Genomic DNA, 15,506 nt, shown 5'->3' with positions numbered 1-15,506 from the left:
AGTAAATTTAAGGGGTAAAAATGAGTGAAATTTTAGTCGTATCAGGTCACACTGACCTTGAAAATTCCTTTGCAAATAAGATTATATTGGGCGAGCTAAAAAAGCAGGTGCCAGAGGCTAAATTTGACATGCTAAGCGAGCTTTATAAAAACTACGTGATAGACGTAAAAGCCGAGCAAGAAAAGCTAGTAAAGGCTGATGTGATCGTGCTTGTTTATCCATTTTTCTGGTACGGCGTGCCGTCACTTTTGCAAAAGTGGCTTGAAGATGTGCTAGTTCATGGCTTCTCTCATGGCAGCAAAGGAGATAAGCTACGTGGCAAGAAGCTGGTGCTTTCATTTACCTCTGGCGCGCCTGAGGAGCTTTATAAAAAAGAGGCGCTTCAGCGCTATGAGATAGAGGAATTTTTGCCGCCACTTAAGGCACTAGCAAATACTTGTGGGATGGAGTTTACAGGATATGTTTATAGCGGAGGGCTATCGTATCAGAGTAGGCACGATGAGGCAAAGCTTGCTTTGATGAGGCAAAAGGCGCTTGATCACGCAAAAAGATTAGGGGAGCTGATAGGCAAGATTTCATGATACCAGCAAAATTTTATAGATATGTTTTTGCGTTTATAATGTCAGCATTTATGGCTTTTTTATGTCATTTGTGCTGACATATTTAAATCTTGGCTTTGTTGATGGCTTTGTAAAAATTTGGCTAACTGCTTACGTAAAAGCCTTTGTAGTAGCTTATCCTGTGCTTTTGCTAGTTTCTCCATTTGTAACGAAACTCACACAAATTTTATGTAAAAAATAAAATAATAATATACGTTATCAATAAAAATTATTATTTACTTATTTTAATTATTTGGTTATAATCCAATCAAAATTTATCAAAATAGGAGTCAAAATGAGACAGTACGAAACATACAAATGCGAAAAATGCGGCAACGAGATCGAGGTGCAAAAGGTTGGCGGCGGTACACTAACCTGTTGCGGCGAAGAGATGAAATGTGTGACTGAAAATTTAACAGCGGTAAATTTGATGAAGGCATTTGCTGGCGAGTCACAAGCTAGAAACAAGTATGAGCTTTACGGCGATCTAGCCAAAGAAGCAGGCTATCACGCGATAGCTAGACACTTTTACGAGGCAGCTGAAAATGAAAAATGGCACGCAAGAGCTGAGTTTAAAAAATATCACGAGCTAATGAACGATCCAATTGACAAGATGGATAAAAATTTACTTGATGCGGCAGCTGGCGAAAACTACGAGCATACTACGATGTATCCAGACTTTGCAAAGATCGCAAAAGAAGAAGAGCTAAGAGATGTTGAGAGGCTATTTAACGCGATCGGTAAGGTTGAGGTTGAGCATGAAAGAGAGTATCTAGAGCTTAAAAAGATGCTTGATGAAGAGGGCTTTTTTGAGAGCGACGAGGAAGATATCTGGGTTTGTGAAGTGTGCGGACACGTTCACAGAGGTAAAAAAGCTCCAGGCGCTTGCCCACTTTGCAAAGCTCCAAAAGAGTATTTTAAACGCGAATTTCTAGGCTAAAAAGCCAAAAATAGCCAAGGTGTTTGCCTTGACTATTAATTTAAGTTATAAAATATTATAAAAATGATACAATCCTTTCAAATTTTCACAAGGAGAAAGAGATGAAAAAATCACTTTTAGTTTTAGCTACTCTTGGCTTTGCACTAAGCCTAAACGCTGCAGATCTTACAGATACTTGCAAATCATACTTCTCAGACATCGATAAGATGGTTGAAGCTTACAAAAAAGCTGGTCAAGAGCAACAAGTAAAAATTTATGAAGATCAAAAGAAACAATCAATGGATCAACTAGCTTCTTTACCAAAAGAGCAACAAGACGCTACTTGCAAACAAGCTAAAGAGATGTTTGCTCAAGTAATGGAACAAATGAAAAAACAAGGTCTTTTAAAATAAATTTTATGGCTAGTTTTTCTAGCCATATCCTACTCCTCTTTTTCTAATTCGTTATTTACGCCGATCTCTTTTACTTCTATATCTTTTTGCTCATCTGGAGACAAGCGTTTAAAATTTTCAAGCCTACTAACAAGACCATCTCTACCACTAAAACTTGATGCAAGGGCGTTAAAGTGTTTATTTGCAGTATTTAGTGTATTGCTAAGTCTATTCATGTGCTCGGCCACATTGCGGACTTTATCATAAATTTTAATCGCACTCTTTACGATATTTTTGGCCTCTTCATTGCCACGCTCTATGCGCCATAAATTTGCCACTGTACGAAGAATAGGCATAAGCGTAGTGTGAGATACTAGTATTACGCGCTTTTGAAATGCGTAGTCAAAAAGTGAACTATCAAATTTCATAGCCTCGATATATGCCGGCTCAATTGGTATAAACATCAATACAAAATCAGGGCTATCAGGTACGATCTCGCCGTAATTTTTACTATTTAAGCCATCTATGTGATTTTTCATAGAAGCAATATGCTCTTTCAATGCTAAATTTAGCTCCTCCTCATTGCTGGCTGTGATAGCCTTTTCGTAAGCTATAAGTGAGACTTTGGAATCAACTATTAGATGCTTACCATCTGGTATCTTTACTATAAAATCAGGAATAAGACGTTTGCCTTCTTCGTTTTTGAAATTTTGTTGCGTCAAGTAATGCTCATCTTTTACAAGTCCAGAAGCCTCAAATGTGCGTTCAAGCTGTATTTCACCCCAGTTTCCAAGTGTTTTATTGCTACCTTTTAATGCAGTGGCTAGTGAGTTTGCCTCTTTTGACATTGAGATACCAATTTCACTTATGTGCTTAATCTGCGTTCCTAGCGCGCTCATGCCTTTAACTGATTCGTCGTGGACTGCATTTACGCGCTCTTGAAAGGTTGAAATTTGCTCCTTTAGCGGCTTTAGTAAAAGATCTAAAGAATTTTGGCTATTTTGTGTGAAATTTGCACTTTTTTCTTCAAATATTTTATTTGCAAGATTAGAAAATTCCAAATTTAACTCATTTTTTACTTTTAATAAATTTGCCTCTTGCTCTTTTAGGCTATTTTCTTTTGCTTCTATTTCATTTCTAAGCACAGCCATATCACGTTTTAATCTATTTTCTCTCTCATTTGCTTCAGCTAAAGCATTTTTATTTTGATTTAGTTCAGCTAGTGTTGCAGTAAAATTTGCCTCGTTATTCTTGGCCCTTTCATTTGCTGTACCGATACTCTCTTTAAGCTCGTTTATCACGCGCTCCATCGCATCTTCAGCTTCGTCTTTTTGTGCTATTTTGGTTTTTAGCGCATCGATCTCACTGATGAGTTCGTCTATTCGCTCGTGATTTGATATAAGCCTTGCTTTTTGCTCACTGATTAGCTGCAGATTTTCACTATTTTTAGATACTAAATTTGTTAGATTTGATGAAATTTCAAAATTTTCTTGCTCTTTTTGCGCCAAATTTCGCTTTAGCTCGAGTTTGTCTCTATTAAATGAATAGATGACAAATATCGCAATCAAAAATAGTACTCCTAAAAATATGGCAGCATAAAAATAGAAATCTTGTTGCATTTAGTATCCTTAAAAAATGAAGAAATTTTTATATTTTTACAAAAGCAAAGAGACTACTCCTTGCTTTTGTAATAAATTTTTTATGCTTCTAGCACTGCTCCGTTGCTTGCGTTTGTGACTAGTTTGCGGTATTGCCTTAGCCAGCGAGAGGTTAGCGGTTTATCAACTGGCTTAAATTCTGCTCTTCTCTTTGCGATCTCGGCTTCGCTTAGGCGAACGTTTATCTCGTATTTATCGACGTCTATATCGATGATATCGCCATCTTTTAGCAAGCCTATCATGCCGCCTTCAGCTGCTTCTGGGCTTACGTGACCGATACTTAGACCCCTTGTCGCCCCGCTAAAGCGACCATCTGTGATGAGCGCCACGTCTGCACCAAGGCCTCGTCCCATGATGAGTGAAGTAGGGCTTAGCATCTCTTGCATGCCAGGGCCTCCGCGTGGGCCTTCGTAGCGGATGACGACGACATCGCCTTTATCTACTTTACCGCTTGAGATACCAGCTATCGCTTCATCTTGTGAGTTAAAGCAGACCGCTTTTCCGCTAAATTTACGCTCACCAACGATGCCAGCTGTCTTGATGACACAGCCTTGCTCAGCTAAATTTCCAAACAAAATGGCAAGTCCGCCAACTTGTGAATAGGCGTTTTCTACTTTGTGGATAATGCTTTCATCTTTGATGACACTTACCTTTACGCGCTCTCCTAGAGTTTCGCCACTAACTGTGAGATTGTCTAAATTTAGCATGCCATTATCTCTACGTGAAATTTCTTTTATCACCGCATTCATACCACCAGCTCTGCCGATATCCTCCATATGCACATTTGGTAAGCTTGGGCTGATCTTAGCGATGTGAGCGATGTTTTGACTGATTTTATTTAGCTCTTTGATGTCTAAATTTACGCCAGCCTCTCTTGAGATGGCTAGCATGTGAAGGACGGTGTTGCTGCTGCCGCCCATCGCCATATCAACGACAAGTGCGTTGCGGATCGCCTTTTCATTTAGTATGTTTCTTATCTTAAATTTCTCATCAAGTGCGATCTCACAGATTCTACGAGCAGCCTGTCTAATAAGCTCCTCACGCTCTGGAGTTAGCGCTAGGATAGTGCCGTTGCCAGGGAGTGCTATGCCCATCGCTTCACAAAGCGTGTTCATGGAATTTGCTGTAAACATACCGCTGCAACTACCACCACTTGGACATGCGTTGCACTCGATATCTCTTAGCTCAGCCTCATCTATCTCTTTGGTCTCAAATTTACCAACCGCCTCAAATGCAGTCGCAAGATCAATTGGCTTGCCATCTTTTGTGTAGCCCTTTTTCATTGGACCACCGCTTACAAACACGGTTGGGACATTGACCCTTAAAGCACCCATAACCATGCCAGGGACGATCTTGTCGCAGTTTGGCATACAAACAAGTGCATCAAGTGCGTGAGCGTTCATCACGGTTTCGATCGAGTTTGCGATGATCTCGCGGCTAGGCAAGCTATATAGCATGCCTCCATGCCCCATCGCGATGCCGTCATCCACACCGATACAGTTAAACTCAAATGGAATACAGCCATTTTTGCGAATCTCATCTTTTAAAATTTGCGCATATTTATTTAAGAAAAAGTGGCCTGGAATGATCTCTATAAAGCTGTTTGCAACGCCGATAAAGGGTTTATTAAAGTCATCATCTTTTAACCCAGTCGCACGTAAAAGTGAGCGGTGTGGGGCTCTTGTGTAGCCTTTTTTGATTATATCGCTTCTCAAATTTGATCCTTTTTTAAAATTTGAGAGGATTTTATCACATATAAAGTATCAAAGATTTTAAAAAATTTTTGCAAATTTGAAAATTTTTTTATTACATAAATAACACATTAAATTTTTAAAATTTATCCAAAAAGGATGAGCTAAATAGCTACAAAATTTCGGTAATTTTAATCAAAGCAGTGTACAAAATAATAACGTAAAAATATTATCAATGTGTTATAAATATTGATTTATAGGGCTTTATTGTACCTTGGTACAATTTACAAGACTTATGAAAATTTATACAATGCGATAAAATTTTTTAACAAGGATGAGAAAATGATCACAAAAACAGAGGGCATAAAAGTGATGCCAATGCAAACTAAAATTTTAAATTCTGGCGCAAACTTTTATAAAAATAACTTCACAAATACAACTTTAATTTTTCCTTTTTACGCGAAGAAGTAAAACAACTTCTAATCTCCAAAACAAGAGCGATTTAGCTTTTATTTTAAATTTAATTTATAGTTAAGAGAGTTTTATATGCAAAGTGAAAAAACAGAAATTTTACTTGATGAAGTGAATGAAACAATAGATTCGATATTTAGAACCTGTAATAAAAATGGTGGAATAAAGAAAGCTTTGGAAAATAGAAAGCTAAATAAAGAAATTTTGAAAGATAAATTTGCATCGATCTTTTTAAAATTTGATCAGATAGACGATGATAATTTTAAAAGCATAGTTCTTGCAAGTGATGAAACAAAAGAGCTAAGCGATATGGTAAAAGCATTTGAAGCGGATAAAGATATAGACTTGCCAGAGCTAGAGCGAGCGATAAATTTTAACCTTACTAGAATCAAAGAAGCAATCTATAAATTTCAAAACAACAACTAAAAGCTGGTGCGAGAAAAATCTCACACCAGATACTGCTAATAACTAAATACCTCCGGATCAATAACCATCGCCCTATAAGCGACATCATCTCTTGAAGCAGAGTCCACATCCATCTCAAATTTGATCTCATTTGTCTTTGGATCAATCTCAACTAAGACCATTTTGATAGTCTTGTCAGGACGGAGTAAATTTACATTTGAGCTTGAGATGAAGTAGGTATTTTTATCTTTTTGCCACTCGACGTTGCTAGTAACTGCGCTATAAAAGTCAAAGCCACGCTCCTTGCCAAACTGCCAAGTTTGTTCAACCGTACCCCTTTTCTCATCTATCTTATATTCAACCGCACGGGAGTATTTATCCTCTTTAAAGGCTGGCTGCTCCATGCCCCTTGCATCGCCATTGTCAAAGACGCTTAGGTGTTTTATGCTGCCTTTGTTGTCGTATCTTGGCGTTAGCCATGCGGTGTGCTGAGTCCATGACCAGTCAAATTCGCCATCGCATTTTGAGTTTTCGCATTTTATCTTATTGCCTTTGCTATCGACTGGAGTTAGCACTTTGGCTTTAAATTCTTCACTCCAGCCTTCAGGCGAAGCTAATATCCATTTTACTTTTTTATCGCGGCCGATTTTAACGATACCTTGGTGGCGAAGTGAGAGGATGATACTATCGTCGCTCTCATCGTATGAGATAGAATTTACGTGAGCCCAGTTTCTACCTGTGCCAGTAGAGGTGATGTCGCCAAATGGCTGATCGTCGCTTATCTTGATCTCTTTTGCGTCCATATCGATATTTAGGCAAACAGCTCTTGCATCAAGCGCTTTTATGAGATTGCTGCGGTAGACGTTGTTGCCAAAAATTTCATTTAGATCCCACTCTTCGACCACTTTACCGGTGCTATCGACCTCAATGATGTGATCTCTTATGGTGTGAGAAATTTTACCGTCTTTGTGGTGGTAGTTGTATTTGCCAACTCTAAGAAGTGCGTGATCGTCCTTTAATGGCATAACTTCATGGCTTAGATCGATGTAGCCTCTTGGAAGCGGGCGGTTATAAATTTCTTTTCCCATAAGGTCATATCTAAGATATCTTTGTGCCATGCCAAAGCTGATATCGCCGTTTTTTAGCTGATGAAAGCCCATCATCATGCCTCCATCCATCACTCTGCGCTCGCTGCGGTCGTAAAATTTTTGATAGTCAAGATACCATCTAACCTCACCTTTGGTATCTACGATGTAGTTTTCTGTAAAGTCGTTCCAGCTAGCAGCTCCACCATTTTTCCAATCAAGTGGTTTATAGACGCTTGTGATCGTGTTATTTATGAGATAGAGCCTGTTTTTAAAGGCAGGATCGACCTTTTTGATGCGAGTCTTTTGCATGTGAGAAAATCTAAAATCACGGCTATATGTGACGATAGGCTGGGCGTAAATTTTATACGTTTCTATCTTTTTAGCTCCGTTAAATGTATAACTAAGCACGACCTCGTTTAGATAGTCAGGATAAAGTCCCCAAATAGGCACGCCATCATGCGTAAGCAGGGCATGCTCTGAGACGTTGTAGTCGATGTCGATGCCGCCATCTGGCTTGCCTTTTACTTTGACATGGATATCTCTGATGTCTTTGCCAGCTCTATCGATGATAGCAGTTAGAGGCGATACGTCGTAAGGATTTATAAAGACTGATCCAAGCTCGCCTTGAACCTTTACGTGATGAGCCAGGACTCCAGCCTCTAGTGGTGTGATGCCTATACTAAGACCACTAACCAAAACAGCCGCAAGGGCAACAGAACCTAAGAAATTCTTGCTCATTTTCGCTCCTTTAATAAAATTTAATGATATCTTACTACCCAAATTTCACACAGAACTAACGCTTATATGAAAAGTGGCTTAAGTAAATTTATAAAAGAGTTGTTTTAAAGGGTAAAAATAAAAAGAAGAATTTAGGAGCAAATGCCCCTAAATTTTAGTTATTTGCGTCAAATTTCTTAAGAGAAAAAAGAACAAATTTATAGCTAGCAAACAATGTCACTGGCCAAAGTATCAAAAAAATTCCTGCTTCTAACATCTTTTATCCTTAGTATGCGTGATGATCGTTTTTGATCTCATCTTGCGTGATCTTCTTGCTATCTATCGCTCGCCAAACGACGATGATGTAGGCAAGCACTACTGGTACTAGCAAGCTAACATATGCCATAACTCCAAGTGTATAGTGGCTAGAGCTTGCATTTTTGATAGTTAACGAGCTAGCAAGGTCGCTAAATGATGGATAAAATGCTGTGCCATTTAGGCCTGTTATCAAAAATAGCGCAGTCACAGCTAGTGTTACGCCAACGCCGTAAGCAAAAATTCCACGGATACTTTTTGTAAATGCCCCTTGGAAAATTCCAACAAGTACCAAAACAACGCCAACAAGAAGCAATATGCCAACGATAGGCATCTCGATCAAATTTATAGCGTATTTGTAAGGCATAAGGCTAACTACGCCGTTTGCGTCGTATGCAAAGCCATCTTTTGTAAGTATCCACGCAAGAAAGCCTAGGAAAAATGGTAAGAATAGCACGGTGTTGATAAGTAGCTGTTTTCTAGCGTTTTGTATAAAATCGCCATCAGCGATGTTGTTCATAAGATATAAGCAGCCACCTATGCGAGATAGGAAAAACATTGCTATGCCAAGTAAGTACAAGTAAGGATTTGCCAATGCTTCAAGGCCGCGAAATGGAGTCTTCCACTCGACAAAATTGTGTTCATTTAGTACAAACGCACTACCGCTAAAAAATGTACTAACCGCCATGCCAATAAGGATAACGCCAAGTGAGCCATTTATGAAAAGGAAAATTTCATAAGTTCTAGCGCCTAAGAAGTTATCAGGCTTTTTGCGGTACTCGTAGCTTACAGCTTGGATGATAAAGCAAAATAAAATAGCCAGCCAAACCCAGTAAGCACCACCAAAGCTAGTAGCATAAAATAGCGGAAATGCCGCAAAGCATGCGCCGCCAAACATAACAAGCGTTGTAAATGTAAGCTCCCATTTTCTACCGATAGAATTTATAAGCATATCTTTTTTAAGCTCGTCCTTGCCAAGGCTAAAGATGAGCGACTGCCCACCTTGAACAAACATCATAAAGACTAAAAGTCCGCCAAGAAGGCTAACTATAAACCACCAATAAATTTGTAAATTTTCTAAGCTTAAACTATGCATGGTCGTTAAATCCTATCTTTATTTGCTTAAGCATGATTTTGATCTCAGCAATTAGCAAGACCGTAAATAAAACAGCAAATAATATAAATGAAATTTTGATATTTGAGTCTGCTAAATTAGTAGCTCCAACGCCAACGGTCATGAGATCTTGTATCACCCATGGCTGACGACCGACCTCTGCTACTATCCAGCCAGCTTCAGCTGCGATGTAGCCAAGCGGTATAGTAAAGAGGCAGATCCACAAAAACGCTCTTATGTTTTCAAATTTATATTTTCTTGAGAGATTTAGATAAAGAGTGATAGCAAAAAGAGCTATGAAGTAAGTGCCAAGTGCGACCATGATGTGGAAGCTATAAAATGTAAGCGCAACTGGTGGCACAGCCTCTTTTGCGTCTTTAAGATAGCCATATCCTAAGAAATTTAGGTTGCTTTCTAAATTTGAAAGCGAAGTTTTCATTAGGCTCTCGTCATTTGCTTTTTTGGCTTCTTTGTAGTTTTTAAGAGCCTCGATAGCAACTTTGCCCTTTGCCATCTTCTCTTCAACGCTCATTATGCCGCGCTCGCTGTTGCCATAAAGTAGGTCGTTTATACCTGGCGTAAATGAGTCAAGCTCTCTGTTTGCCATGATGCCAAGTGCGTAAGGTACCTTTATCTCAAGCAAAAAGGCATCGCTCTCGTCGCCAAGCTTTTTAGCTAGGTTTAAAATACCAGCGGCAACTAGACCAGCGTTTTTCTCGCCATTATAAAGTCCCTCCATCGCAGCAAGCTTCATAGGCTGCTTTTGAGCTACAAAATATGCACTCTCATCGCCACTAAGTAACAAAAATGCCGAAGTGATAAGTCCAAATGCGCTAGCAACGACGATGCTTTTTTTAGCTAGCAAGATGTGGCGTTTTTTGATTAAAAACCAAGCAGAAATTCCTATCACAAAGATGGCTGAGATGGTGTAGCCGCTAGTTACTGTGTGTAAAAATTTGCTAATGCCAAGAGGATTTAGCGCGACTTCGAAGAAATTCTCCATCTCCATTCTAGCAGTATCTGGGTTAAATTTCATGCCTATTGGATACTGCATCCAGCCATTTGCGATTAAGATCCAAAGCGCGCTTAAATTTGAACCGATCGCAACAAGCCAAGTTGAAAATAGGTGAAATTTCTTACTAACTTTATCCCAGCCAAAAAACATAATGGCAAAAAATGTACTCTCCATAAAAAATGCGAGCAAGCCCTCAATCGCAAGAGGAGCACCGAAGATATCGCCGACAAACCAGCTGTAATTCGCCCAGTTTGTACCAAACTCAAACTCCATGATGATGCCAGTAGCAACGCCGATAGCGAAATTTATACCAAAGAGCTTTAGCCAAAATTTCGTTATCTCAAGCCAGACTTTATCGCCGGTTTTAACATATATCGTCTCCATAATGGCGATGATAAAACTTAGCCCCAAAGTAAGTGGGACAAACAAAAAGTGGTAAATGGCAGTCAGCGCAAACTGAGCCCTAGACCAGTCAACAAAATCCATCTCAGACATTTTATTCCTTTATTAAATTACGAATTACAAATTCGCTTTTTTCTTCGTCGGTTTGAAATTTGGTATTAAGAGTCTCGTCAAAGATAAAGACCTTTAAAATTCCAAACATAATGATAAGCTTTATTATTATGAGAAGCCATAATTTCTTGCCTATTTTCATGTTTTTAAAGCCCTCTATATATAAAGAGGCAATGATGTTTAAGTAGTTTTTTATCATAGTTTTTGAAGTCTATAACAAAAAGACTTAAAGAATAATTTTTAAAATTTATACGATTAATGCCTTACTAAATATTTAAGGGGTATAATCCGCAATTAAAAAATAAATAAATTTAAGGAAATTTAATGGCAAAAGAGACGAAGTACATTTTTATCACAGGTGGAGTTTTAAGCTCACTTGGAAAAGGCATCGCAGCTGCGTCTATCGCGACTCTTTTAAAAAATTCCGGACTAAAAGTAAGTGTTTTAAAAGCTGATCCATATATCAACGTAGATCCTGGTACGATGAGCCCGTTAGAACACGGCGAAGTCTTTGTCACAGACGATGGCGCAGAGACAGATCTTGACCTTGGTCACTACGAGAGATTTTTAGATGAGAGCCTAAGTCAAGATAATAACTTCACAACGGGCAGAGTTTATAGCTCAGTGATCGAAAAAGAGCGCCGTGGCGACTACCTTGGAAAGACTATTCAAGTGATCCCTCACATCGTTGGCGAGATCGTTGATCGCATAAAAAAAGCAGGCGAGGGTAAAGATGTGCTAATCGTTGAGATCGGTGGAACTGTTGGCGATATCGAGGGACTACCATTTTTAGAGGCGATAAGAGCGCTAAGGGTGGAAGTTGGAAAAAAAAGAGCGCTAAATATCCACCTAACTCTCGTGCCATTTATCAAAGTAGCTGGCGAGCTAAAGACAAAGCCAACCCAGCATAGTGTAGGTGAGCTAAGACGTATAGGCATAACACCAGACATCATCATCTGCAGATCTGAAATGCCACTAAACCGCGAGCTAAAAGATAAGATCGCAGCAAGCTGTGGTGTTGAGAAAAATTGTGTCATAGAGAGCTTAGACAGCGCAAGTATCTATCAAATCCCACTTTCATTTTTAAAGCAAGACATACTAACTCCAATCGCTGAAAATTTAGGCTTTAATGAGCTAAAACCAGACATGGCAAAGTGGGATAGCCTAGTAAAAAGAATCATAGCTCCAACAAATGAAACTACAATAGCATTTGTAGGTAAATATATCGATCTAAAAGAGAGCTACAAGAGCCTAACTGAGGGTATCATCCACGCTGGAGCAAATTTGGATGCTAGGGTAAATTTACGCTGGATAGATAGCGAAAAGATAGAAGAGAACAATGTAAATGAGCTTTTAAAAGACGTAGATGGCATCTTGGTCGCTGGCGGCTTTGGCGAAAGGGGCGTTTTAGGCAAGATGCAGGCTATAAAATTTGCTCGTGAAAATAAGATCCCTTATCTTGGAATTTGCCTTGGTATGCAGCTAGCACTCATTGAGTTTGCAAGGGATGTTTTGGGCTTAGAAGATGCAAATTCTATGGAATTTGACAAAGAGTGTAAAAACCCTATCATCTATCTAATCGATAGCTTTATCGACGCTCACGGCAAAAAACAGATAAGAACGCACACAAGCCCACTTGGCGGCACGATGAGGCTTGGAGCATATAACTGTGAGATAAAACCAAAGACACTTCTAGCTGAAATTTATGGCAATGCAAAGAGTGTAAAAGAGCGCCACCGCCACCGCTACGAGGCAAATCCAAAATATAAAGAAATTTTTGAGAAAAATGGTCTTTTAGTAAGTGGCGAGAGCGATGGGCTGATAGAGGCTATCGAGCTAAAAGGCCATCCGTGGTTTGTGGGCGTGCAGTGCCATCCTGAATTTACTAGCCGTCTAACTAAACCAAATCCTGTGATATTAGGCTTTATAAAGGCAAGTTTAGAAAACGTCAAATCTTAAATTTAGAGCCATCTGGCTCTAAAAATTCTTTTAAAATTTTGCTGTTTTATTCAATTATTTACCAAATAAATCCCACTTCTTTCTATAAATTTTTAAGGAAAAAATGAAAACTCTAATCATTCTAGCCCACCCTGACATCCAAAACTCGGTCATAAACAAACGCCTACTACAAGAGGCTCTCAAAGAGCCGCAGCGCTTTAGCGTTCATGATTTGACGCAGATTTACGCAGGCGGCAACATCGACGCCGCGCGCGAGCAAGAACTCATCAGAGCCCACGACGCCCTCGTTTTACAGTTTCCGCTTCACAACTTCTCCTGCCCTCCGATTTTAAAATCATGGATCGACGCGGTGATGACGCACGGCTTTGCCTACGGACGCGGTTCGGACGGCATAGCGGGGCGCAAGATAGCTCTAGCCGTGACCGCAGGCATCAAAAAGAGCGACTACAGCCCGCAAGGACGCTATCATTTTAGCTTGCGCGAGGTTCTTACGCCGTTTGAGCTTGCGTTTAAATATTATTTTCGCGCCGATTACCGCGACTTTTTCGCATTTTACGGCGCTGAAGAGACTCCGGGCGTAGACTACGTATCAAGCGACAGCGAAATAGAACGAGGCGCTAGAGAATACTTGGAGTTTTTGCGAAATTTGGAATAAATTTTAAATGGTTTAAGCTTTATGGCATAAACCATTTAAAATTTATAAATTTGATTGTATAAATTTTTGCTAATACTTACTATTTTTGGCGGGTTAAATTTGTAAAGACTATCAATTTAACAAAGCTTTTAAGCTTGCCATGAGCCCTAAAATCTTACTTTCATTTAAAATTATAAGAAATTAAATTTCAAAAAGATATAATCCAAGCATTCAAAATAAAGACGAAAGATTGCGATGAAAAAGAAGTATTTTTATAGCCAAATTTTTGGCAATATGGGTGTAAATTTAAGTGAACAAGTGGCATTAAATAAAGTTGGTAAGTTCTTCAAAAATTCTTACCAAAACCATGCTAAATAAAGAGGATATAAGGAATTTACTAGCGCATAGATTTTGTAACGACATACATAAAAAAATTAGTGAAATTCCGACACCAAGTGCCTTAAAAGATATCTATAAAGGCGCTAATCGCATAAAAGAAGCGATCGAGAAAAACGAGCGCATAGCCATTGTGGGCGATTATGATGTTGATGGTGTTGTTTCGAGCGTAATTTTGGCCGAGTTTTTTGATGATCTTGGTGTGAAAGACTACCTAGTAAAAATTCCAAATAGATTTAAAGATGGATATGGGCTAAATCCTGAGATAATAGACGAACTCTCAGCTGATGTAAGCTTAATTATTACCGTTGATAACGGCATCTCTGCAAACGATGCGGCCATTATTTGTAAAGAAAAAGGCATCGATCTTATTATTACTGATCATCACATGCCCCCAGCTGTTCTCCCAGAAGCTTATGCGATTATTAATCCAAAACAAGAAGACTGCAACTTCCCAAATATCGAAATTTGTGGCGCTGAGGTCGCTTGGTATTTGGTTGGAGCGCTAAAGGATGTTTTTGGACTAAATTACGATATGAGCAAATTTCTAGAGCTTTTAGCTATCGCGATAATCGCTGATATGATGGAGCTAAGAGATATGAATAGAATGCTTGTTCGCCTTGGCATTTGTAAGCTAAATGCGTCTAAGCGTTCCGCATTTCACGCTATAAAAGAGTTTTATGGTAAGGAAAAATTTGAGTGTGATGATATTAGCTTTCTTATAGCTCCGCTTATAAATTCAGCCGGACGCATGGACGATGCGATGAATTCATTTAACTTTTTGCGCGCAAAGAGCATAGAAGAGGCTTACAACTACCTTGATACGATCATTGAATTTAACAACTCCAGAAAAGAGGAGGAGCGCCAACTCTTTGAGTGTTCGCTAAAGGACGTAAAAGAGGACGATGAAGTCATCATCACTTGGGGTGAGCAGTGGCACGAGGGCGTGATAGGTATTGTGGCTAGCCGCCTAGCAAAGCACTTTGCAAAGCCAGCTATCGTCTTTAGTATCGATAAAGGTCGTGCAAAAGGTAGTGCTAGAAGCATTGGCAAGCTTGATATCTTATCTCTTATAGCAAGCCACGAAAATTTACTAACAAGTTACGGCGGTCATAAAGGAGCGGCTGGACTTACGCTTGCACCTGAAAATTTGGTGAAATTTAAAGAAGCGATAAATAAAAGTTGCTCATGCCTAAATATGCAAGAGTGCAAAAGCTCGGACGAACTACTTGGTGACATAATGCCAAGCGAGATAGACTTTGAACTACTTGAAATTTTAGAATTTTATGAGCCATACGGACAGAAAAATCCACGTCCAGTCTTTAAGATAAAAAATGCTCTTGTTAAAAATGAAAGACTTATAGGAAGAGATCAAAATCACCTAAAGCTCATCTTGCAAAAGGATAATAAAACACTTGAGGCTCTATTTTTTAACTTTACAAAACACGCTAGAGTTGGCGAGATGATAGATATTATCTTTTGTATATCAAAAAATTCATTCCGCGGACTTGTTACCCCACAGCTACTCATAAAAGAGATTTTATAAATTTTATCTCGGTTTTATAATGCTAAAATTTTAATGAAACCGAGATCGCTTCGGCTTTAATTCACAAAAATCGT

Annotated in this window: 16 protein-coding genes; 10 read left to right on the top strand and 6 right to left on the bottom strand. The window is 39.0% G+C overall.

All coding sequences use genetic code 11. From position 1 onward, the window contains the following. The first annotated feature begins 20 nt into the window (after positions 1-20). From CVT05_RS04180 to CVT05_RS04165, 4 genes are all read left to right on the top strand, one after another. Positions 21-581 carry an NAD(P)H-dependent oxidoreductase gene (locus CVT05_RS04180; RefSeq protein WP_107697922.1) on the top strand — a complete coding sequence of 187 codons (561 nt, stop codon included), beginning with the start codon at positions 21-23 and terminating at the stop codon, positions 579-581. A gap of 61 nt (positions 582-642) precedes the next feature. Beyond that, positions 643-801, top strand: a complete 159-nt coding sequence (locus CVT05_RS04175) for a DUF2798 domain-containing protein (RefSeq protein ID WP_234400540.1) — start codon at positions 643-645, stop codon at positions 799-801. 93 nt (positions 802-894) lie between these two features. Continuing rightward, a complete protein-coding gene (locus CVT05_RS04170) occupies positions 895-1,539 on the top strand; it encodes a ferritin family protein (protein ID WP_021091887.1) in 645 nt (214 codons plus the stop codon). Positions 1,540-1,640: 101 nt separating this feature from the next. Next, positions 1,641-1,931 carry a DUF5339 domain-containing protein gene (locus CVT05_RS04165; RefSeq protein WP_107691581.1) on the top strand — a complete coding sequence of 97 codons (291 nt, stop codon included), beginning with the start codon at positions 1,641-1,643 and terminating at the stop codon, positions 1,929-1,931. A 29-nt stretch (positions 1,932-1,960) separates the two neighbouring features. Here the strand turns inward: CVT05_RS04165 and rmuC are convergent, their stop codons facing one another. Together rmuC and ilvD are read right to left on the bottom strand one after the other, a co-directional pair. Then, complete coding sequence (gene rmuC, locus CVT05_RS04160) at positions 1,961-3,529, bottom strand: DNA recombination protein RmuC (protein ID WP_107697921.1); 1,569 nt, start codon at positions 3,527-3,529, stop codon at positions 1,961-1,963. 80 nt (positions 3,530-3,609) lie between these two features. After that, positions 3,610-5,283, bottom strand: coding sequence for a dihydroxy-acid dehydratase (gene ilvD, locus CVT05_RS04155; RefSeq protein WP_107697920.1), 1,674 nt, complete (start codon positions 5,281-5,283; stop codon positions 3,610-3,612). Positions 5,284-5,526: 243 nt separating this feature from the next. Between ilvD and CVT05_RS09260 the strand changes: the two genes are divergently transcribed. Then, a complete protein-coding gene (locus CVT05_RS09260) occupies positions 5,527-5,730 on the top strand; it encodes a hypothetical protein (RefSeq protein WP_159071215.1) in 204 nt (67 codons plus the stop codon). Positions 5,731-5,805: 75 nt separating this feature from the next. After that, positions 5,806-6,156 carry a hypothetical protein gene (locus CVT05_RS04150; protein WP_107697919.1) on the top strand — a complete coding sequence of 117 codons (351 nt, stop codon included), beginning with the start codon at positions 5,806-5,808 and terminating at the stop codon, positions 6,154-6,156. Between the two features lie 35 nt (positions 6,157-6,191). Here the strand turns inward: CVT05_RS04150 and CVT05_RS04145 are convergent, their stop codons facing one another. The 4 genes from CVT05_RS04145 to CVT05_RS04130 form a co-directional block, all read right to left on the bottom strand. Then, the gene (locus CVT05_RS04145; protein ID WP_107697918.1) at positions 6,192-7,961 is read right to left on the bottom strand and encodes an aryl-sulfate sulfotransferase; all 1,770 of its coding nucleotides are present in this window, start codon (positions 7,959-7,961) and stop codon (positions 6,192-6,194) included. A gap of 265 nt (positions 7,962-8,226) precedes the next feature. Further along, the gene (locus CVT05_RS04140) at positions 8,227-9,351 is read right to left on the bottom strand and encodes a cytochrome d ubiquinol oxidase subunit II (protein ID WP_107697917.1); all 1,125 of its coding nucleotides are present in this window, start codon (positions 9,349-9,351) and stop codon (positions 8,227-8,229) included. After that, a complete protein-coding gene (locus CVT05_RS04135) occupies positions 9,344-10,879 on the bottom strand; it encodes a cytochrome ubiquinol oxidase subunit I (protein ID WP_107697916.1) in 1,536 nt (511 codons plus the stop codon). The genes CVT05_RS04140 and CVT05_RS04135 overlap by 8 nt, the downstream gene beginning before the upstream one ends. Before the next feature lies 1 nt (position 10,880). Further along, on the bottom strand, positions 10,881-11,096 hold the full coding sequence (locus tag CVT05_RS04130) for a DUF4492 domain-containing protein (protein ID WP_072595258.1): 216 nt from the start codon (positions 11,094-11,096) through the stop codon (positions 10,881-10,883). 125 nt (positions 11,097-11,221) lie between these two features. Between CVT05_RS04130 and CVT05_RS04125 the strand changes: the two genes are divergently transcribed. From CVT05_RS04125 to recJ, 4 genes are all read left to right on the top strand, one after another. Further along, positions 11,222-12,856: a CTP synthase gene (locus CVT05_RS04125; protein ID WP_084109918.1), complete on the top strand. Its 1,635-nt coding sequence runs from the start codon at positions 11,222-11,224 to the stop codon at positions 12,854-12,856. Positions 12,857-12,959: 103 nt separating this feature from the next. Beyond that, positions 12,960-13,511, top strand: a complete 552-nt coding sequence (locus tag CVT05_RS04120; RefSeq protein WP_107697915.1) for an NAD(P)H-dependent oxidoreductase — start codon at positions 12,960-12,962, stop codon at positions 13,509-13,511. Between the two features lie 234 nt (positions 13,512-13,745). After that, entirely contained in the window at positions 13,746-13,868 is a 123-nt protein-coding gene (locus CVT05_RS09625; RefSeq protein ID WP_021091888.1) for a hypothetical protein, read from the top strand. Continuing rightward, positions 13,858-15,432 (top strand): single-stranded-DNA-specific exonuclease RecJ, encoded by a 1,575-nt coding sequence (gene recJ / locus CVT05_RS04115; protein WP_107697914.1) that lies wholly within the window; start codon positions 13,858-13,860, stop codon positions 15,430-15,432. Before CVT05_RS09625 ends, recJ begins: the two co-directional genes overlap by 11 nt. Positions 15,433-15,506: the final 74 nt, after the last annotated feature.

This window comes from Campylobacter concisus (assembly GCF_003049705.1).
GTDB classification, from domain to species: domain Bacteria; phylum Campylobacterota; class Campylobacteria; order Campylobacterales; family Campylobacteraceae; genus Campylobacter_A; species Campylobacter_A concisus_AR.
Note: the sequence above shows the minus strand (reverse complement) of the source record. Positions and strands in the feature narration are given on the sequence as shown.